The following is a 19,475-nucleotide window of genomic DNA, read 5'->3' on the forward strand; positions in this document are numbered from 1 at the left end:
GCTCCCGCATCCCGGTGATCCCGTGCCCTGCACCGGCACCGGCACCGGCACCGGCACCGGCACCGGACGAGGACGCCGACGAAGCACCGTGCGAAGAAGCCTCGTTGACGATCCTCAGCCCCAACCCCCCGAGCACGTAACCGATCTCGACCCGCGCGACCGCCCCCGGCGCGTGCCGCAGCGTGTTGCTCAGCGCCTCCTGGACGATCCGGTACGCCGACAGCTCGACGCCCTGCGGGAGTTCACGTACCGCGCCGGTCACCGTCTTCGTCACGTCGAGCCCCGCGTCGCGGACGTTGCCGAGCAGCGCGTCGAGGTCGGCGAGGGTGGGCTGCGGGGCGTCGGGGGCCTCGTACTCCTCGGCGCGTACGACACCGAGCACGCGGCGCAGCTCGGTGAGCGCGGCCACCGCGTTCTCCCGGATGATCACGAACGCCTTCTCCAGCTCCGGGGGCGGGTCCTGCACCCGGTACGGCGCGGCCTCCGCCTGGATGGCGACCACCGACATGTGGTGCGCGACCACGTCGTGCAGCTCGCGCGCGATCGTCGTCCGCTCCTCCAGCAGCGTCCGCCGCGACCGCTCCACCGCCGTCACGCTCCGCTCGGCCGTCACCTCCCGGCGCGCCTCGCCGCGCACCTGCCGTACGGCGACGACGAAGAGGGCGAGGGCGGAGAGGAACAGCAGCTGCGGGGTGTCGATGTCGTAGTGGTGGTCCTCCGCGAACGCCTGCGCGGCGAGCGCGTACACCAGGGTCGCCACCCACATCCAGGCCGCCGTACGGGGCCGGGTGCGCAGCGCGACGACGGTCATCACCACGAGGTGGGACGCGAACCCGCCCGCGAGCCAGGGCCAGGACGTCCACTCCTGCGCCCAGAGGAAGCCGGTGAGCCAGCAGGCGCCGAGCGAGATCCAGAAGGCGCCGACGGTGCGGGTCAGGGTCAGCAGTACGGGCCCGAGGGCCAGCAGTCCGGCCACCAGGGCGGAGATGCCGCCCCCGTGCAGACTGGCGAAGCCGATCAGGAACGCGACCGCGCCGAGCCCGGCGACCACCGCGTGCCAGCGCCACACGGCCCGCTCCGCCAGCCTCGGGAACCAGCGCCCCAGCCGCCCGCCGTCCACCGCGCGCGGCAGCGGCCGGTAGGCGAACGCCCCGTCGAACAGGTCCCGCCGCACCCCCCGCGCCGCGTCCACGGCCCACCGGAACTCCGGACTCACCTTCCGCACTCCGTCCCCCACTCCGCCACCCCGCCCGTACGCCGTCTCGGTCACCCGCCCAACCTAGGCGGGCACCCGGCGCCGGGTCGTCCCCACCGGGGAGGGCTTCGGGGCGTCCGTCTCAGGTACTACGGGCGCTCGGGAACCGCCGACTTCCGGGTACCCGGGCCCTCACGTGGCGCTGACTCTCACGTGGCGCGGACCGGGCGTCCGGTGACGATCCGGGCCACGTTCGTCAGCGACACCGATCCCGGCGCGAAGTAGTGGGCGTGCTCGGTGCCGCCCGCGTCGAAGACATGGGCGCCGAAGGCCGGGGAGACCGGGTCGGCGCCGAAGCCGACGGTGGTGAGGAGGAGGTCGGCGCGGATGTGCGGGACGCGGGCGATCCAGTCGGCGCTGCCCCGCGCGGCCCAGACGCGGGCGGGGGTGTGCAGCGCGGCGGCCGAGGGCGCGCCGGTGCCGGGGCTGCCGAGGAGGACCAGGTCCGACACGTCCAGACCGGGGGCGGCCCGGCCGCAGACGACCGAGCCGTAGGAGTGGCAGAGGAGGACGATCCGGGTGCCCGGTGCCGTCAGCTCCCTCATCTCCTGTGCCAGTGCGCGCAGTCGCGGTGCCGCCTCGTCCGCGCGGGTCGTGGTGGTGACGGTCGCGCCGACCGTGTCCGGGGTGCGGTAGCCGAGCCAGGCGACGACCGCCGTGTCCGGACCGCCGCCCGCCGCACGGGAGAGGGAGCGTGCGTCGCGGTGGAGGCGCGCGTAGGTGTCCAGGGAGGTGTCGGCGCCGGGTACGAGTACGGCGACGCGGCGCGCGCGGGTCAGGTCGCCCAGCACCTCGACCGCCGTGCCGGGACCCCGGCCGTCGAAGGCGAGCAGGTGGGCGCCGGTCAACGTCCTTTCCGTGGCGGCGCGTCGGGTGTCCCCGGAGCGGTCCGCCATGCGGGCGGCCAGGGCGGCGTTCGCGCTGTTGGCGGCGTAGACCGCGTCCAGGCGGGCGGCCGTGCCCCCGTGCGGCGCGCCCAGTGCCGGGAGGCGGGCCGGGGGCGGGGCCGGGGTCTCGGGGTGGGTCGCGCCGGTGAGCGCGGTGAGGACGGCGCCCACCAGCACGGCCCGCAGCCACCAGCGCCGGGCGGGACCGGACCCGTGGTCCGCCAACTCGCGCGGGAGCAGCGTGCGTCGGTGGGGCTGTCTCATACGGTTTCCTCTCGGCGGGGCCCCGCTCCGGGCCCGTACGAAGAGGAACGCGGTGAGTGGGGGTGGCGTTCACGCGTCTCCCCGGGCGGTACAACCAGCCTTTCTACCAGGCCAGTTGGGCGATCTCCTCGGCCACCACCGCGCAGGCGTCCGCCGCCGGGTCGATCAGCGGGAAGTGTCCCACGTCGGCCAGCAGGGTCAGGCCGGTCATCTCGCCCGCGCGGGCCGCCGCGTCCGCGTAGGACTCGGCCACCGCCTCCGGGACGATCAGGTCGGCGCGGCCCTGGACGAGGGTGGTGGCGATCCCCGTCGGCAGCAGCAGGGCGGGGTCGGCGTACGGCCTGCGTTCCGCGAACTTCTGTGGTCCGCCGAGGAGTTGCAGGGAGGCGTGGGCGCAGACCGCCAGTTCCTCCGCCTTCCCGAGGTCCGCCACCGGGGCGAGGGCGACCACACCGCGCAGGGCGGGCGGGGCGGGGACGCGCCAGGGGGAACCGGCGGGCAGGCAGTGCCGGGCCGCCGCCCACAGCGCGAGGTGGCCGCCGGCCGAGTGGCCGGTGAGGACCGTACGGCGCGGGTCGGCCCGCGGGAGCGCCACGGCGACCAGGGCGGGCAGCGCGTCCAGCGCGGCGGCCACGTCGTCGAAGGTGTCCGGCCAGCGGCCCGCGACCGGCGGCGGCGCGTCCGGGTCGCCGCCCGCGCGGGCACTCGGACCGGCGGAGACGCCCAGCGGGGCGCCGTCCCCCGCGCCGGTGTTCTGGCCGGGGATCGCCGGTCCGCCCCGCCGGTACTCCACGCTCGCCACCGCGAAGCCCCGGCGGGCCAGGAAGTCCGCGAACGGGGAGAAGTGACGGCGGTCGAAGCGGTCGCGCCACGCCCCGCCGTGCAGCGCGACGACCAGCGGCACGGAAGCGGCGTCCCCGGTTCCGGGACGGGGCGCGTAGAAGTCGATCACCTGATCGGGGTGGTCGCCGTAGGCCGCGCTGACGTCGGGCTCGACCGGCGGGTGCGAGAAGACCGACTCCTCCTCGGCTGCTGCGCGGGCCTCTGCGGCGTCGTCCGGCATGCTCCAACCTCTCAGCGACAGAACGGATCTGACGGCCCGGCAGGGGTGAGCGGGAATCGGTGGCGGGCCGTTGGCGGGGACGGTATCAGGCCCGGCACCGGCCCGGACATGCGGATGTGACGGAGGGTGAGGGCCGCGGGAGAGCCGGGGGCGCCCCACCGGGGGGAGCGCGCACAGCCCGCCGCCCCCGCGACGCCCCCGGCCGGAAGCGGCCCCCTCCCGCCCCGCCCCCCCTACGCCCCCTGCGCTACCGGTCCGCCCAGTTCCTCCGCCAGTGCCCGCGCGGCCCGCTCCGTCTCCGCGAAGCCGATGTAGAGCGGGGTGAAGCCGAAGCGGAGGATGTCCGGGTGGCGGAAGTCCCCGACCACGCCCCGCGCGATCAGGCGTTTCATGACGTCGCCCGCGTCCGCGCAGCGCAGTGCCACCTGGCTGCCGCGCTCCCCGTGCGGCTCCGGTGTCACCGACTCCACCCGGCCGGGCGGGGTGTACGCCCGCACGCACTCCAGGAAGAAGTCCGTCAGCGCGAGGGACTTGGCGCGCACCGCCGCAACGGAGACCCCGTCCCACACGTCGAGGGCGGCGTCCAGGGCCAGCATGGAGAGGATGTCCGGGGTGCCGACCCGGCCGCGCACCGCTCCGGGCGCGGGGGCGTACGCCGGACTCATCCCGAACGGCTCGGCGTGCGAGTTCCAGCCCGGCAGCGGGGAGTCGAAGCGGTCCTGGAGATCCCGGCGGACGTAGAGGTACGCGGGTGAACCCGGCCCGCCGTTCAGGTACTTGTACGTACAGCCGACCGCGAGGTCCACCCCGTGCGCGTCCAGCCCGACCGGCAGCGCGCCCGCCGTGTGGCACAGGTCCCACACCGCGACCGCCCCGGCCGCGTGCACGGCGGCGGTCAGCGCGGGCAGGTCGTAGAGCCGCCCGGTGCGGTAGTCCACGTGGTTGAGCAGCACGGCCGCCGTACGGGAACTCAGCGCGGCCGGAACCTCGTCGGGGGCGACCGCGCGCAGGGTGCGGCCGGTGAGGCGGGCGGCGGACTCGGCGATGTACCCGTCGGTGGGGAAGGTGGTGGCGTCCACGAGGATCTCGTCCCGCCCGCTCCCGCCGGAGGCCGTCCCACCCCCGCCGGGGGCCGTCCCGCTCCCGCCGGAGGCCGTCCCGCTTCCGCCGGGGGCCGTCCCGCTCCCGCCGGAGGCCGTCCCGCTTCCGCCGGGGGCCGTGTCCGCCAGGCGTACGGCGCCGACCAGCGCCTTGAAGACGTTCACGCTGGTGGAGTCGCCCACCACGATCTGCCCGGGCGCGGCGCCGACCAGCGGGGCGATCCGGTCCCCGATCCGCTCGGGCGCGGTCCACCAGCCGCTCTCGTCCCAGGAGCGGATGCGCAGCTCGCCCCACTGACGGCGCACCACGTCCGCGACCCGCTCCGGCACGTGCGCGGGGAGCGCGCCGAGGGAGTTGCCGTCCAGGTAGACGGTGTCGTCGAGGACGAACCGGGCGCGCAGCGGCGCCAGCGCGTCGGCCGCGTCCAGCTCGGCGGCGCGGGCCGCGAGGCCGGCCGGGCGGAGGGGATCAGACATGGGACCTCGCCGTCCACAGCTCGGGGAACACGTTGTTGCGGGCCCGCTTCTCCAGCCAGGCCACCCCGGCGGAGCCGCCCGTGCCGGTCTTGGCGCCCATCGCGCGCCGGGTGGCGACCAGGTGGTCGTTGCGCCAGCGCCACACCAGCTCCGCCACGTCGGACAGCGCCTCGCCCAGCCGTACGAGTTCCCCGTTCTGGTCGCCCGCGTAGATCTCCGCCCAGACCGCCTCAACGGCGGGGGACGGCTCGTACCGCAGCGCCACGTCCCGTTCCAGCACCTCCGGCGGCACCGCGTGCCCGCGCCGCGCGAGGAACCGTACGGCCTCGTCGTACAGACTCGGCTCGTGCAGCGCCTTCTCCAGCTCGGCGTGCACGCGCGGGGCGCCCCGGTGCGGGACGAGCATGGACGCGGACTTCTCGCCGAGCAGGAACTCCATCCGCCGGTACATCGCGGACTGGAACCCGGAGCCCTCGCCGAGCGCGGACCGGTACGCGTTGAACTGGGCCGGGGTGAGCTGGCCGAGCGGCCTCCAGGAGGCGTTCAGCGCCTCCAGCTCGCGCACGGACCGCTTCAGCGCGGCCACGGCGGTGGGCACGTCGTCCGAGCGGAGCGCCCGCGCGGCCGTCTCCCACTCGTGGGTGATCACCGTGAACCACAGCTCCATGACCTGGGTGGTGACCAGGAAGACCATCTCGCCGGGATCGTCCGAGAGCGTGTGCTGCAAATGGGTGAGCACGTCCGCCCGGACGTAGTCCTCGTACGGGGTCGTTCCGGCGAAGTCGAGATGCGGGCTCTCGGCGCCTTCCGTGCCCTGTGCGGGGCGAGCCGGTTGCGACATCGCTGTCTCCTGCTGTTCCTCCGGGTGGCGGTCCGCCCCTGCCGATGCCGGCACGGGGGCCCCGGTCCCCGGAGGAATCCTGCGCAACGGGAGGGGAAACGGCAAGGCCGGACCGGTCCCCCGCCCGCTCACCGGTCCCCCGCGCCCCGGTCAGAGACGCTTCGCGCTGCGGAACAGGCCCGCGTAGAAGCCGTTGCCGTCGATGCGGGAGGCGCCGCCCTTGTCGCCCATCGTGGGGCCGTTGACCTCCTTGCGGCTGGAGATGAAGACCCGGTGGCCGTCGGTGTCCAGGCCCAGATAGAGGGCGACGTGGTCGATGTGGTTGCCGGTGCGGTGGTCCATCTTGAAGAAGAGCAGGTCACCGGGCTGGAGCACGTCGATGTTGGCGGGCCGAGTGTACCAGGGGGACGGGCCCTGGAGCTTGATGATGTCCACCCCGGTCTTGGCACGGGCCATGCCGTCGGCGCTGCGGGCCAGGCCGTCCCCGAGGGCGTTGGTCGCCATCAGCGGGAAGCGGGCCCGGTACCCCCAGACCATCCGCATGAAGCCGGAGCAGTCCAGCGCCCGGTACCGCTCGGGGTGCGGGGACATCGTGGTGCCGTTGCGGAAGGTGTACGGCTTGCCGAGATAGTCGTAGAAGTCGTTCTGCTCCAGGCGGTCCACGCCGTCCGGCTTGAACGGCCCGAACACCGCGTCGCCCGCGTACGGCGTGCCCTCGGCGTCCTTCTTCACCGGCGCGCCCTGCACGTATTGGAAGGCGTAGGCGAAGATGTCGTCCTGCTCGCTGCCCTTGAACTCCTTGAACCAGTCCTTGAACCACTGCTGGGTCTCGGCGCCCTTGGTCCACGGCTCCGGCATCAGCCGCACCCAGTCGTCGGTGACGACCCGCGAGGTGGTGTTGGCGGGCTCGCTGAAGGTGCGCGAGGGACCCTTGAGGGTGGCGGTGCGGGCGCCGTCGGTGAAGGTGGCCACGACCGCGCCGCCCGCGTCGCGCAGCACCGAGCGGGCGGGACCGTTCAGCCGCTCCCAGGTCTGCTTGCCGGTGGCCTTGCCCGCCGTGCTCAGACCGTCGGTCACGGACTGCACGGCGGGTGCCTTCGCCGCCTGCTCCTGGCGCAGCTCGTAGGTGAAGTAGGCGCTGCCCGCGAGCAGCGTCAGCACCGTCGCCGTGTGGAGGACGGGCCGGCCTTTGCGCTTCGGCATGGTGGGACTCTCCTGGGTGGGTGCGGGCGGGCTCAGGCGGAGGGCAGCGCGCCGAGCAGGATGCCGGCGGTGAGGACGACGTACGTGGCCAGCGTCACCGAGCCGGTGGACAGCAGCGTGGCGCCCTTGGGCTGGCGGACGAGCTGGTAGCCGATCAGCCCCGGCACGATGAAGCCGAGGGTCTGGTTGGCGTACAGCAGCGGGAACTCCATCTGGAGCACGATGATCACGGTGGCCTGGATGAGCACCCCGCTGAGCACCACGGCCGCGAAGAGGCGCTTGCCGTAGAGGATCACGAACTTCTGGAGCAGCAGCGTGGTGACGTACGTCAGGACGGTCACGCCGAGCACCAGCGCGGCCCGCTGGAGGTCCTCGATCATGGTGAGCGCGAGCCAGCCCGGCGTGATCATGCCGCCCGGTGACAGGTTGGTCGTCAGGTAGCACATCAGCGAGAACATGAGCCCCAGGCCGATGCCGATCGCGGCTATCTCGGGGGTGAGGACGGAGGGGATCAACGGGGCTCTCCTGGACTGTGCCACTGCTGGGGATCGTCGGTGTGGGGCGCGGGCGGCACCCTGGGCTCGAAGAGCCCGCGCTGCGGCGGGGTCTGCTGCGGCGGGGTCTGCTGCCGGGGCGCGTACTGCTGCGGGGGCTGCTGCTGCGTGTGCTGCTGGGCCTGCTGCTGCTGAGCCTGCTGCTGCGGGGCGTACCGCTCCTCGTACGCGGGTGAGTAGCCCTGGTAAGGGTCCAGCCGGGGGGCGTAGAGCCGCATGGTCTCCACGTGCTCCGGCACGGCGGGAGCCGCCTGGGCGGGGGCCTTCGGCCGCTCGGCGGGGGTCTCGTCGGGGGTCTCGTCGGCGGGCAGTTCGGCGAGGTGCTCCAGCAGGATCTCGCCCTGGCCGTGGATGTTGCCGATGGCGACGAGCGAGGAGTCCGGGCCGAGCGTGCCGAGCAGCCGGGCCATGAAGTCGGCCGGGTCGCGCCGGTCGCCGCCGAGGTCCACGGCGCGCGAGCGGTACGCGGCGGGGATCGCGTCGATGGCCGACTTCGCCGGGTGGCCGATCACGAAGACGTGCTCGGGGTCGAGGTCGGGGATGATCTCGCCCATCTGCCCGTTGCGCTCGACGCGGTCGGGACGGCAGTTGATCACCACGTTCAGCGGGCGGCTGATCGCACCGAGGTCGAGCAGCTGGTTGATGTTCATCAGCGTGGACTCGGGGTCGTTGGCCGCGAAGACGTTGGCGAAGCGCAGCTTCCGCCCCTCGGGCGTGAGATACCGCTCCACGGAGAGCACACCGGGGTCCGGCGGGGCGTCGTACATGCCCCGCAGGGCGGTCTCCCGATCGACGCCGAGGAGTTCGGCGACGGTCAGCGCGATGGCCACGTTCTCCTTGAAGGTGAACCAGCTGAAGCCGCGCAGCTCCTCGTCGGTGACGGTCTCCGGGTCGGCGTAGACCAGCTCGCAGTCGCGGGCGTCCGCCTCCTCCTTCAGGATGGCGAACCGCTCCTTCTCGGCGGTCACGCAGATACCGCCCTCCGGCATGGACCGGCTCAGCGAGCGCGCCACGTCGTCCAGGGTCGGGCCCATCTCGGCGAGGTGGTCCTCGCGTACGTTGCACAGCACGCCGATGGTGGAGCGGATCAGCTTGGACTGGTTGATCTCCTGGAGCGCCGGCATCACGGCCATGCACTCGATGACCATCGCGTCCGGGTTGTAGGCGGCGGCCCGGCGCACGATGCCGATCTGCTCGACCACGTTGGCGATGCCGAACTTGCGGTAGACGGGCTCCTCGGTGGCGTCCGGGTGGATGAACCGGGCCGCGGTGCCGGTGGTCTTGGCGACCGTGACGAGGTTCCCGCCGCGCAGCGCGCCCGCGCACAGCCGGGTGATGGACGACTTGCCGCGGATGCCGTTGACCAGCACACGGGCCGGGATGTTGTCCAGGTTGGCGAAGTGCCGCCGCTGCTCCACGATGCCCGCCACGAGCAGGATCGCGCAGCACACCATCAGCACGGTGTAGAGGAAGAGCACGTGATCAGTTCCTTGTGTACTGCCGGCCGCGCGGGCCGTGCGGGTCGTGCGAGTCGTTCGTGCCGGGCCGCGCGGGGCCGGTGCCCGGCGCTCCGGTGCGCGGCTGCTGCCTGCGCTGGTCCTGGAGCTGCTGGCGGATCAGCTCCAGCGAGCGGGTGACCGCGCCGACCTCGTCGTGGTGGCGCGGGAACAGCACCGTGCGGCGGTCGCCGTCGGCCAGCGCCTCGGCCTGTCCGGCCAGCACCCGCAGCGGGCGTACGACCACGATGTGCAGCCAGCCCAGGCAGGCGGCAGCGGCGGCGGCGCCGAGCAGACCGGCCAGCACGGTGCGGTTCTGCATGTCGTACTCGGGGATGGCCAGCCGGTCGGCGGGCTGCCAGCTGACCACGCTCCAGCCGAGCGCCTTGGCCGGGCCGCCACCGGCGAACGGGGCGGCGGCGGCGATCTGCACGCCGTTCTCGCGGTAGAGGACACCGCCCGCGTGCGCGGACTTGCCCATCTTCAGGCCGGTCGCGGCGACCAGGTCCCGCAGCCGCTGGTCGGGCAGGGCCTGGAAGGCGCGGAAGCCGGTGTTCCCGGCGATCTCGTGGCCGTCGGCATCGACCAGCCGGACCACGCCCAGACCGGGCCTGCGCAGCAGGGAGTTGAGGAACTCCACGCGGAACTCACCGACCAGCGCGGCGCCGTGACGGCCGGGTATCTCGGCGGTGCCCACCACGACGGGCTCCTTGCCGCCCTGGCCGCGCAGCCGCAGCGGGGCTGCGGCGGCGGGCTTGGGCCCGGCCGCGCGGGGCGGGTCACCGGCGGCGGCCAGGACGGACCCGGAGGCGTCCACCACGTACAGCGAGCGGTAGCGGGGGTGTTCGCTCATGGTGCTCTTCAGCACCCGCGTCATGTCCGGCGCCCCGGTACGGTCGCCGATCAGGCCCGCCACCGACTCCAGGTCGGCGTCCCCCTCGTTGAGGGCACGGCGGAGCCGGTCGGAGAGGGTGTCGGTGCGCTCGCGCTGGTCGTTGACGAGCTGCTGCGGGACGACGGCGGTGCCGTCGGCGCGGTTGAGGAGCAGCAGCAGCGGTACGCACCACACCAGCAACAGGGCCGCGCTGACGGCGATCAGGGCGCGGCTGCCCAGCCGCCGCGGGCCGCGCGCACGCGGCGCGTCCGCACCGGCGGCCGTACCGGGCGCGGGTTCACCGAGGAGCTGGCGGCGCAGCCGTTCCAGCGCGGCGCCGATCCGGCGGGCCTCGCCGTGGCCGGGGACGGTGACCGGGCGGGCGAGGTCGGCGCGGGAGAGCCGCCGGGCCTCCAGGAAGAGCCGGATCAGCGGGCGCTGGACGGTGCCCAGCAGGACGGCGACGGCCAGCCCGCCGATCAGCAGCAGGACACCGGCGGCCGTCAGTCCGAAGACCGGCGAGACGGTACGCCCCGGGTCCTCCGCGACCTTCACCGTGGCCACGACGGTCAGGCCGAGGCCGGAGGCGGTGGCCGTCTCGCCGGGCTCGGGGTCGGCCAGGGTGGCGTAGCCGCCGACCGAGCGGTCACTGAGGAAGCTGCCGCCGAGCAGGCTGCCGCTGACGCCCTGGTAGCCGCCGGAACCGGGCTCCTTGCTGCTGCGGGGGTCCTGGGCCGCGGCCCTGGCCGCCCGGTGCGCGAAGTCCTTGAGCTGCTTCCGGGACGCCTGGACCTCCTTGCGCTGGAGGGCGGTGAGCACCTGCTCGGGCTCGGGGATGCCGTCGCTGCTGAGCACCGCGCCGTCCCGGTCCACGACGGCGATGGAGCGGAACTGGCCGAGGCTGATGCCGGGGAACTTCAGGGCGTTGGACGCCACCAGGAGCTGCTGGGGCTCGCCCGGCCAGGACAGCAGCGCGAAGGAGAGCAGCCGGATCTCACCGTTCTGGAGGCGGACCATGCGCGGGTCCAGGCCCCCGCGGGCGCCGAGCGCGGAGCGGTCCACCGAGGTGAGAGGAACCGTTTCGCCCCGTGCGGCGAGCAGCTTGCCCGAGCGGATCTCGACGACCGCCGTGCCCATCCACTTCTGGTACGTGTTGCCGAGCTTGTCCAGCACCGTGTCCGCCGAGACCGGCTTGCCCGCGTTGAAGAGGGCCGCCGAACGGTTCAGGTCGGTCATGGACTCGTCGATGGAGGCGCGCAGCGCGTTCGCCCCGTCCTCGGCGAAGTGCTGCTGAGAGGTCCGTACCGCCCCGGACACCCCGGCGTCGTCCACCCGGCCCAGGACCAGGGCGGTGACCCCGGCCAGCATCAGCAGGAGTGCCGACAGGACCGCGATCGGCGGACGGATGCCGCCGATCAGCGACATGTCGGCGCGGCGGCGGGCCTTGTGCTGCCGTGCCGGGGGCGAAGACGGCAAGGGACGGTCCTCTCGGGCTGTGCGGGGTGCGGTCCCGTGCGGGGACCGCCGGGGTGAACGGGCGGGGCACCGGGCGCATGTGGACACACGCCCGGGGATCAGACATGTGGACCAAGTAAGAAGTTGCAGAGAAAGTGGTGTGATGCGGGCAACACTTTGTTACTGGTGATCCGTTCAGGACAGAAGTGATCAGTTGTGCCCCTGTGTCCGGACCCCGCGCCCGCGCCCCCACACCGGTGACTCCGCGTCCGCGCCCCCCGCGTCCGTGCCCCCGAGCCCCCGCGCCCGCGCCCTCCGCACCCGCGCCCCGCGCCGGTGTCCCCGCGTCGGCCGGGCGGGCTGCGGGGGTCAGCCCGGCAGCGGTGTGAGCGGCGCGAGTCCGTCCCCGGCGGCGCCCCGGTTGAGCAGGGTGCCCTCGGTGCGCTGGAACGCGAGCCGGAGCCGGGCCCGCTGCCGGTCGCTCAGGTCCTTGTCGCGCAGCGCGGCGGCCACGTCCAGCAGCCGGTAGTCCTTCACGTCGTCGGCGTTCCCGGCGGCCGTGCTGCCGTCCTCGGTGGTCTCCGGGTCCGGCGGGACCTCCAGCAGGGTCGGCTCGTAGCGCGGGGTCACCTGCCACTCGCCGCCCCGCTCGGTGAACGTGAACCAGCCGATCACGCCCTCCTCGGTGAGCCCGGTGGGCACGTCGTGCCGGGCGATCTGGTTGCCGAGGCCGTAGGCGATCCAGGTGCCGTCCACCTTCTCCATCGGCTGCACCACGTGCGCGTGATGGCCGATCACCAGGTCGATCCCGGTCTTCCGGGCGATCTCCCGCGCGAACGCGAGCTGCGGGGCGGACGGGTCCGGGTGGTGCTCCCGGCCCCAGTGGATGGAGAGGATGACCACTTCGGCGCCCGCGGCCCGGGCCCGCTTCTCGGCGGCCCGAATCCGGCCCAGGCCGTTCTGGTTGACCAGCCAGGGCTTGTCGGCGGGCAGTTCGTGGGCGTTGAAGCCGAACGCGAAGGAGAGCTGGGCGACCTTCACCCCCTTGACGTCCATGATCAGCGGGGTGCGCGCGTCCTTCTCGGTGCGGAAGGACCCGGTGTGCTTCAGCCCGGCCGCGTCCAGCGTGTCCAGGGTGCGCTTCACACCCGCGTACCCGTGGTCGAGGGTGTGGTTGGAGGCGGTGGAGCAGGTGTCGTAGCCGATGTGCTTCACGGTGGTGGCGATCTGCGGCGGCACCAGGAAGTCCGGGAAGCTGGCGAAGGGGCCCTTCGGGGTGCCGAGTACCGGCTCCATGTGACAGATCGCCAGGTCGGCCCGGCTGATCACCGGCTCGACACCGGCCATCATGGGATCGAAGTCCAGCCCGTCGGCGCCCTTTCCGGTCCGCCGGGCGTCCTTGCGCGCCTGGTCGATGAGCTGGGGGTGCATCAGGATGTCACCGGCCGCCGCGACCGTGAACGTACGGCCGTCCTTGGCGTCGGCGGAGTCGGCCCCGGCCCCGCAGCCCGCCACCGAGGCGGCCAGGGCGAGCGTGGCCAGCAGCGACGGCAGCGCGCGACGGCCCGCCCGCCGGGGCGGGGTCGCGGGGTCTCCGGGCGGGGTCACGGGGCTCCCGGACGGCGCCGCGAGGCTTCCGCGCGGCGCCACGTGCCCGCTGTGCGGGGCTATGAGGCTTCTGTGCGAGGGGACATGTGGTCGATTCACCGGGATATCTTGATACAACCATGAGAGTTCCTCGCTCATCGCTCGTGAAGGCCCTCCTCGCCGCCCTGGTCCTGGCCGCCCTCGCGGGCACCCTGACCGCGGTGTTCCGGGGACGCCCCGAGGACGGCGCCACCGCGTCCGCCAAGCCCGGCGGGCACCGGTCGGACGGTATCGACCTCGCCGCCGACATCACCGCCTTCACCAGCCACTTCGCCGCCGGGCGGGGCTACCGGGAGCCGGACCGCGCGGACCGCCGGGGCATCGCCGACGCGGTCGGTCTGGTGCTGGACGGCCACCGCGCCGAGGCCGTACGGCGCCTGTCCGAGCGGGACTTCACCCTCACCGAGGTCCGCGACCGGGTCTCCGGACACCGGTACGCCGAGATCGCCGACCGCACCGAGACCTCGGTCACCCCGCGCGGCTGGGGACGCGTCTACGTCCCCCTGGACGCACCGGCCCGCTGGTCGGTCCAGGTTCCGCATCCGGTCGCGGACCGGAACAGCGAGCGGCTCGGCGTACGGGTGCTGCGCGGCGCGCCCGGCGGGGTCCTCGTCCTCGCGGGCGCCCACCGGCGCGCCGGACGGGGCGACACGGCGGACGTGGCACACCGTACGGACACGGTGTTCCAGGCGGTCTGCGCGGAACTCGCCCGGCGCGGGATGCCCGCCGTCCAGGTGCACGGCTTCGCCGCCGACTCCGCCCCCGGCTACGACGTGATCGCCTCCACCGCGTCCGGCTCCCTCGGCCGCCCCGACGGCCGCCGCCTCGCGGACGCGCTGCGGGCGCGGGACTTCCGGGTCTGCCGGGCCTGGGTCCGGCACTGCCCGCTGGAGGGCACCGAGAACACCCAGAGCCACACGGCCGAGAACGCGCACACGGTCTTCCTGCACGTCGAGTTCGCCCCGGCGCTCCGGGCCGACGGCCCGGCCTCGGACCGCGCGGCGGCGGCCGTCGCGGTCCTCACCCGGAGCTGGGCCGCGGCGGGCTGAGCACGGCCCCGGCCCCCGGCGCGGCGGGCGGGCCGGGTGGCAGACTGCTGCCATGACGACGCACAAGAACCTGCTCGGCGGCCCCGAGCCGACCCTGCTGCCGGAGAATGAGGAGGCGTACCGCCTGCTCTCCGAGGAGTCACTGCCTCCGGCCGAGGTCGCGGCCAAGTACCCCACGTTCTCGCTGGCGTGGGCGGTGCTCGCGGACGACGCCTTCGAGGGGGGCCGGGTGATCGAGTCGTACGCCTACGCCCGTACCGGCTACCACCGCGGCCTGGACGCCCTGCGCCGCAGCGGCTGGAAGGGCCACGGCCCCGTCCCCTGGGAGCACCGCGCCAACCGCGGCTTCCTCCGCTGCCTCGCCGCCCTCGCCCGCGCCGCCGCCGACATCTCCGAGACCGACGAGGCGGAACGCTGCCGCGACTTCCTCAAGGACTCCAGCGCGGAGGCGTACGAGGAGCTGATGCGCTGACGCGCAGGGGGGTGCCGGTGCCGGTGCCGCGCTACGGCGCGGGGCTCCCCGGCACCTCCCCCGCGCCCCGCCCGCCCGTACCCCGCTCGCCCGGGCCCGTGTCCCCGGCCCCCGGCTCCCCCGCCCCCTCCAGCGGCGGAGCCGTCAGCGCGCAGTGCGTGCGGCACTCGGGGTGCGGGCACTCCGGTGCCGGGCGGCGGACGAGGGTGAAGGACAACACCGCGCCCACCACCAGCACGGCCGCGCAGATCGGCATCGCGCGGTCGAAGGCGGAGTCGAAGGCCGGGCCGGAGCGGTACGCCTCGGGGCCCATGCCGGTGAGCAGGGGCAGGGCGGCCACGGCGACCAGACCGGCCGCGCGGGCGGCGGCGTTGTTGATGCCGCTGGCCAGGCCCGCGCGGGCCTGGTCCACGGAGGCGAGCACCGTGGCCGTCAGCGGGGCGACCAGGGAGACCATGCCCGCGCCCATCACCAGCAGCGCGGGCAGCACGTCCGTGAGGTACGACGCGTCCGGCCCGACCCGCAGCATCAGCAGCATCGCGCCCGCGCACAGCAGCGGCCCCACGGTCAGCGGCAACCGGGGCCCGGTACGGTCCGCCAGCGCGCCCGAGCGGGCGGAGAACAGCAGCATCAGCGCGGTCGTCGGCAGCAGCGCGGTGCCCGCCTGGAGCGCGGAGTACCCGGCGACCACCTGCAACTGGAGCGCGACCAGGAAGAAGAACCCGCCGAACGCCGCGTACACGCACAGCGTCACCAGATTGACCGCCGTGAACTGCCGCGAGGCGAAGATGTCCGGCGGCAGCATCGGGTCCGCACGCCGCCGCTCCACCACCACGAACCCCACCGCCGCCGCGACCCCCAGCACCGCGCTCACCACCACCGGGGCCGTCGCACCCCGCGCCTCGATCAGCGCGTACGTCAGCAGCGCCAGCGCCAGCGCGCCGAGCGCCGCGCCGAGCACGTCGAACCGCCCGTGCGCCCGCCCGTCCCGCGACTCGGGTACGTGCCGCAGGGCCACCGGGACACAGAGCAGCGCGAGCGGCACGTTCAGCAGGAACACCCACCGCCACCCCGGCCCGTCCACCAGCCAGCCCCCGAGGAACGGCCCGACGGCCGCGCCGATCCCCCCGAACCCGGACCACAGCCCCACCGCCCGGCTGCGGTCCTCGGGGTGGAACGACGCCTGGATCAGCGCCAGCGAACCCGGCGTCAGCAGCGCCCCGCCGATGCCCTGGAGCGCGCGGGCGGTGATCAGCACCGGCGCGTTCGGCGCGATCCCGCACAGCAGCGAGGCCGCCGCGAACCAGGCCACGCCGACGACGAAGACCCGGCGCCGCCCGTAGTAGTCGCCGAGCGAACCGCCCAGCAGGATCAGCCCGGCCAGCGTCAGCATGTACGCGTTGACCGTCCACTGGAGCGCGGCGAGCCCCGCGTCCAGGTCCCGGCCGATGTGCGGCAGCGCCACATTGACGACCGTGGAGTCCAGCAGGGCCATGCTGGAACCGAGGATCGTGGTGAACAGGAGCCACTTGCCCCGGGGGGAGGCGAGCCGGACGTCGGGCATGCCTCCAGGTATACAGCGGGCGGCGCCGGGCGTCCCGGAAAACGCGAGGGGCCCGGCACCCCCGTACCTGCACGAGGGGCACCGGACCCGGCGGAACGTCACAGGCCGCCCGACGGAGCGGCGGCCCGGCGCGGCCTACTTGAGCGCGTTGCCCGCCGACCGCAGGTTCTGCGTGGCCGCGAGCACACGCGCCGCCATACCCGCCTCGGCCAGCTTGCCCCAGGTGCGCGGGTCGTAGGTCTTCTTGTCGCCGACCTCGCCATCGACCTTCAGGACACCGTCGTAGTTGCGGAACACGTGGTCCACGACCGGACGGGTGAAGGCGTACTGCGTGTCGGTGTCGAGGTTCATCTTGACCACGCCGTTCTCCAGCGCGGTGCGGATCTCCTCCTCCGTGGAGCCGGAGCCGCCGTGGAAGACGAAGTCGAACGGGGACTGCTTGCCGAACTTGGCGGCGACGCCCTCGCTCAGCTCCTTCAGCAGCTCGGGACGGAGCACGACGTTGCCCGGCTTGTAGACGCCGTGGACGTTGCCGAAGGACGCGGCCAGCAGATAGCGGCCCTTGTCACCCAGGCCCAGCGCCTCGGCGGTGCGGATCGCGTCATCGACGGTGGTGTAGAGGTTGTCGTTGATCTCGTGCGAGACGCCGTCCTCCTCACCGCCGGTCGGGGTGATCTCGACCTCCAGGATGATGTGGGCGCGGCGGGCCTGCTCCAGCAGCTCCTGCGCGATGGCCAGGTTGTCGGCCAGTGTCTCGGCGGAGCCGTCCCACATGTGCGACTGGAACAGCGGGCGGCGCCCGGCCTTCACGCGCTCCTCGGACAGCGCGAGCAGCGGGCGCACGTACCCGTCCAGCTTGTCCTTGGGGCAGTGGTCGGTGTGCAGCGCGATGTTCACCGGGTACTTCTCGGCGACGATGTGCGCGTACTCGGCCAGCGCGACGGCGCCGGTCACCATGTCCTTGCTGTACTGCCCGCCCAGGAACTCGGCACCGCCGGTCGAGATCTGCACGATGCCGTCGCTCTCCGCCTCCGCGAAGCCGCGCAGCGCAGCGTGCAGGGTCTGCGACGAGGTGACGTTGATGGCCGGGTAGGCGAACTTGCCTGCCTTCGCCCGGTCGAGCATCTCGTTGTAGACCTCGGGGGTTGCGATGGGCATCTGTCCGCTCCTTGGGTGTGCGGGTGGGTGCGGGTGACAGGTCTGCGGCGTTACGGCCTGACCTGGACCTGGGGATGCGACGCCGTTGTCGGCCCCATCCTTCCAGACCCGGGGCCGGAGAGGGGCGCCCAGGCGGAGCGGTACCGGCGAAACGGCGGGCGCGGCACGCCCGTACCACCGCCCGTACCACGGGCGTACGGCGCCCGGTGCTCCCGGCGCCCGCCCAACCCCCGTCAGTCCAGGCCGAGTTCGTCCTTGGAGAAGGCGAACCGGTACGGCACGCCCGCCCCGGCCTCGATCTTCTCGGCGGCGCCGGTGGCCCGGTCCACGATGGTGACGACGGCGACGACCTCAGCGCCCGCCTCGCGGACCGCCTCGACGGCGGTGAGCGGGGAACCGCCGGTGGTGGAGGTGTCCTCCACGACGACGACCCGCCGCCCGGCGATGTCCGGGCCCTCCACGCGGCGCTGCATGCCGTGCGCCTTGGCGGCCTTGCGGACGACGAACGCGTCCAGCCGCCGACCGCGCGCGGCGGCGGCGTGCAGCATCGCGGCGGCCACCGGGTCGGCGCCCATCGTGAGACCGCCGACCGCGTCGAACTCCAGGTCGGCGGCGAGGTCCAGCAGCACCTGCCCGACCAGCGGAGCGGCCTCACCGTCCAGGGTGACGCGGCGCAGGTCCACGTAGTAGTCCGCCTCCAGCCCGGAGGAGAGCGTCACCCTGCCGTGCACCACGGCCTTGTCCTTGATCTGCGCGAGCAGTGCCGCACGTACGTCCGTCATACGGCCCAGCTTAGAGGCGGCGCCAGGTCCAGGTCGTGGTGGCTTCCAGCGGCTCCAGCGGGGTGACCAGGCGGGGGAGGGTGTTCAGCCCGTTCGGCGGCCCGGTCTGCGGCTCCACGCAGACCGCCTCGTCCTGCTCGTCGTAGACCACGACCCACTGCTCACGGCTGGCGACCCGCAGTTCGAGACGGCCGGGCCAGGTGAGGGTGACGTCCACGCCGTCGGGCATCCCGAAGCAGTCGTCCCAGGGACCGGGGAGGGGCGTGATCCGGTTCCCGGTCGGCAGATGGTCGTCCCCCCGCTCCTCCTGCCACGCGGGCGTGAACCCGATGTCGGCGGGGGTGCCTTCGAGGATCCGGTTGAACCAGGGGTGCCAGCCGATCTGCGCCGGGAACGAGTCGTCGTACGCCTCCACGGACATGGTCAGCGTCAGGCTGTCCCCGGTGAGCCCGATCACCTGCGTGACCCGGCCCCGGTACGGCCAGGGGTCGGCGAGGTCGTGCGTGAGGACCGCCTCGGTGGCGTCGGCGCGGGCGACACGCCACTCCCCGTCGCGGGCGGTGCCGTGGATGGCGTGCGGCGGCGCGTTCAACGGCATCTGCCGCACCGCCGCGCCGTCCCGGAACCTCCCGTCCCGGATGCGCCCGGCCCACGGCACCATCGGAAAGCACCCGAACCGCTCCCCCTGCCGCAGCAGCTCCACGCCGCCCACCTTCAGCCCACCGATGCGGCCACCGTTCCCCGGCCGCACCACCACCTCCGCGTCTCCCGCGGTCAGCGTGATGTCGTCGTTACTCACGGGGACGAGGTTACTGGGGGGAGGGAGGGGGCGGGGGGTGAGTCGGGGGTGTGGGGGATCAGCGGCGTTTGCGGAGGGCCCGGCCGACGACGATCGCCGAGGCCAGGGCGACGGCGGCGGCCGGTGCGGCCCAGCGCAGGGCCTGGGTACCGGCACCGGAGTGCGGCGCGGGGACGGGGGCGTACCGGCCGCGCGGCGGCGCGTGGTCCACCTCCTCCGCGCTGCGCCCGATCATCGTGCGGCGCGCGTGCGCGGCTTCGGCGGGCGGTTCGGGCATGCCGTCGGGCACACCTCCGGCGAGTACGTCGTCCAGCGCGGGGAGGTGGTCGTCGTCGGGAGTGTCGGGGGCGTCCGGGTCGAGGGAGGGGGGCGGGATCTCGGTGCCGGAGAGGGGGAGGGGGTGGTCGTCGGGTGCGTCGGCGGGCCCGGAGGAGTCGAGGGGCCGGGGCGCGTCGGCGGGGTCGGGGGCGTGGGGTGCCTCGGCGGGGGCGGATGCCTCGGGGGCCTCGGCGGGCTGGGGGGAATCGGGGGGGCC

The 19,475-nt window shown here is 74.1% G+C and carries 16 protein-coding genes and 1 pseudogene; 2 read left to right on the top strand and 15 right to left on the bottom strand.

Annotation, left to right across the window (positions count from 1 at the left end):
- The 10 genes from KUM39_RS26840 to KUM39_RS26885 form a co-directional block, all read right to left on the bottom strand.
- Positions 1–1,270: sensor histidine kinase (locus KUM39_RS26840; protein WP_217788374.1), on the bottom strand; the 1,270-nt coding region annotated here is incomplete at its 3' end.
- Between the two features lie 134 nt (positions 1,271–1,404).
- Complete coding sequence (locus KUM39_RS26845) at positions 1,405–2,406, bottom strand: alpha/beta hydrolase (RefSeq protein WP_217788375.1); 1,002 nt, start codon at positions 2,404–2,406, stop codon at positions 1,405–1,407.
- A 103-nt stretch (positions 2,407–2,509) separates the two neighbouring features.
- On the bottom strand, positions 2,510–3,469 hold the full coding sequence (locus KUM39_RS26850; protein ID WP_217788376.1) for an alpha/beta hydrolase family protein: 960 nt from the start codon (positions 3,467–3,469) through the stop codon (positions 2,510–2,512).
- A gap of 233 nt (positions 3,470–3,702) precedes the next feature.
- Entirely contained in the window at positions 3,703–5,046 is a 1,344-nt protein-coding gene (locus KUM39_RS26855; RefSeq protein WP_217788377.1) for a kynureninase, read from the bottom strand.
- Entirely contained in the window at positions 5,039–5,887 is an 849-nt protein-coding gene (locus KUM39_RS26860; RefSeq protein ID WP_217788378.1) for a tryptophan 2,3-dioxygenase family protein, read from the bottom strand. Before KUM39_RS26860 ends, KUM39_RS26855 begins: the two co-directional genes overlap by 8 nt.
- Positions 5,888–6,037: 150 nt before the next feature.
- Positions 6,038–7,090, bottom strand: coding sequence for an NlpC/P60 family protein (locus tag KUM39_RS26865; RefSeq protein WP_217788379.1), 1,053 nt, complete (start codon positions 7,088–7,090; stop codon positions 6,038–6,040).
- Between the two features lie 32 nt (positions 7,091–7,122).
- Positions 7,123–7,605 carry a poly-gamma-glutamate biosynthesis protein PgsC/CapC gene (locus KUM39_RS26870; protein ID WP_217788380.1) on the bottom strand — a complete coding sequence of 161 codons (483 nt, stop codon included), beginning with the start codon at positions 7,603–7,605 and terminating at the stop codon, positions 7,123–7,125.
- The gene (gene pgsB, locus KUM39_RS26875) at positions 7,602–9,122 is read right to left on the bottom strand and encodes a poly-gamma-glutamate synthase PgsB (protein ID WP_217788381.1); all 1,521 of its coding nucleotides are present in this window, start codon (positions 9,120–9,122) and stop codon (positions 7,602–7,604) included. The genes KUM39_RS26870 and pgsB overlap by 4 nt, the downstream gene beginning before the upstream one ends.
- A 4-nt stretch (positions 9,123–9,126) precedes the next feature.
- Positions 9,127–11,439 carry a HAMP domain-containing protein gene (locus tag KUM39_RS26880; protein WP_217788389.1) on the bottom strand — a complete coding sequence of 771 codons (2,313 nt, stop codon included), beginning with the start codon at positions 11,437–11,439 and terminating at the stop codon, positions 9,127–9,129.
- Between the two features lie 399 nt (positions 11,440–11,838).
- A complete protein-coding gene (locus tag KUM39_RS26885) occupies positions 11,839–13,023 on the bottom strand; it encodes a CapA family protein (RefSeq protein ID WP_372455827.1) in 1,185 nt (394 codons plus the stop codon).
- A 173-nt stretch (positions 13,024–13,196) separates the two neighbouring features.
- Between KUM39_RS26885 and KUM39_RS26890 the strand changes: the two genes are divergently transcribed.
- Together KUM39_RS26890 and KUM39_RS26895 are read left to right on the top strand one after the other, a co-directional pair.
- Positions 13,197–14,165, top strand: a complete 969-nt coding sequence (locus KUM39_RS26890) for a hypothetical protein (RefSeq protein ID WP_217788383.1) — start codon at positions 13,197–13,199, stop codon at positions 14,163–14,165.
- A gap of 52 nt (positions 14,166–14,217) precedes the next feature.
- Positions 14,218–14,637: a DUF3151 domain-containing protein gene (locus KUM39_RS26895; RefSeq protein WP_217788384.1), complete on the top strand. Its 420-nt coding sequence runs from the start codon at positions 14,218–14,220 to the stop codon at positions 14,635–14,637.
- 31 nt (positions 14,638–14,668) lie between these two features.
- Here the strand turns inward: KUM39_RS26895 and KUM39_RS26900 are convergent, their stop codons facing one another.
- The 5 genes and pseudogenes from KUM39_RS26900 to KUM39_RS28470 form a co-directional block, all read right to left on the bottom strand.
- The gene (locus tag KUM39_RS26900; protein ID WP_217788385.1) at positions 14,669–16,201 is read right to left on the bottom strand and encodes an MFS transporter; all 1,533 of its coding nucleotides are present in this window, start codon (positions 16,199–16,201) and stop codon (positions 14,669–14,671) included.
- A gap of 135 nt (positions 16,202–16,336) precedes the next feature.
- Complete coding sequence (fbaA, locus tag KUM39_RS26905) at positions 16,337–17,359, bottom strand: class II fructose-bisphosphate aldolase (RefSeq protein WP_217788386.1); 1,023 nt, start codon at positions 17,357–17,359, stop codon at positions 16,337–16,339.
- Between the two features lie 233 nt (positions 17,360–17,592).
- The gene (gene pyrE, locus KUM39_RS26910; protein ID WP_217788387.1) at positions 17,593–18,141 is read right to left on the bottom strand and encodes an orotate phosphoribosyltransferase; all 549 of its coding nucleotides are present in this window, start codon (positions 18,139–18,141) and stop codon (positions 17,593–17,595) included.
- Positions 18,142–18,151: 10 nt separating this feature from the next.
- Positions 18,152–18,940, bottom strand: coding sequence for an aldose epimerase family protein (locus tag KUM39_RS26915; RefSeq protein WP_217788388.1), 789 nt, complete (start codon positions 18,938–18,940; stop codon positions 18,152–18,154).
- A 58-nt stretch (positions 18,941–18,998) separates the two neighbouring features.
- A pseudogene (locus KUM39_RS28470) lies at positions 18,999–19,475 on the bottom strand (hypothetical protein); the annotation flags it as partial.

The organism is Streptomyces corallincola, assembly GCF_019104725.1.
Classification (GTDB): Bacteria; Actinomycetota; Actinomycetes; order Streptomycetales; family Streptomycetaceae; genus Streptomyces; species Streptomyces corallincola.

Excerpts from the sequence above, each read along its gene's own strand:
- KUM39_RS26845 (WP_217788375.1), bottom strand. The coding sequence starts at position 2,406 with ATGAGACAGCCCCACCGACGCACGCTGCTCCCGCGCGAGTTGGCGGAC.
- KUM39_RS26850 (WP_217788376.1), bottom strand. The coding sequence starts at position 3,469 with ATGCCGGACGACGCCGCAGAGGCCCGCGCAGCAGCCGAGGAGGAGTCG.
- KUM39_RS26855 (WP_217788377.1), bottom strand. The coding sequence starts at position 5,046 with ATGTCTGATCCCCTCCGCCCGGCCGGCCTCGCGGCCCGCGCCGCCGAG.
- KUM39_RS26860 (WP_217788378.1), bottom strand. The coding sequence starts at position 5,887 with ATGTCGCAACCGGCTCGCCCCGCACAGGGCACGGAAGGCGCCGAGAGC.
- KUM39_RS26865 (WP_217788379.1), bottom strand. The coding sequence starts at position 7,090 with ATGCCGAAGCGCAAAGGCCGGCCCGTCCTCCACACGGCGACGGTGCTG.
- KUM39_RS26880 (WP_217788389.1), bottom strand. The coding sequence starts at position 11,439 with ATGTCGCTGATCGGCGGCATCCGTCCGCCGATCGCGGTCCTGTCGGCA.
- KUM39_RS26890 (WP_217788383.1), top strand. The coding sequence starts at position 13,197 with ATGAGAGTTCCTCGCTCATCGCTCGTGAAGGCCCTCCTCGCCGCCCTG.
- KUM39_RS26895 (WP_217788384.1), top strand. The coding sequence starts at position 14,218 with ATGACGACGCACAAGAACCTGCTCGGCGGCCCCGAGCCGACCCTGCTG.
- KUM39_RS26900 (WP_217788385.1), bottom strand. The coding sequence starts at position 16,201 with ATGCCCGACGTCCGGCTCGCCTCCCCCCGGGGCAAGTGGCTCCTGTTC.
- fbaA (WP_217788386.1), bottom strand. The coding sequence starts at position 17,359 with ATGCCCATCGCAACCCCCGAGGTCTACAACGAGATGCTCGACCGGGCG.
- pyrE (WP_217788387.1), bottom strand. The coding sequence starts at position 18,141 with ATGACGGACGTACGTGCGGCACTGCTCGCGCAGATCAAGGACAAGGCC.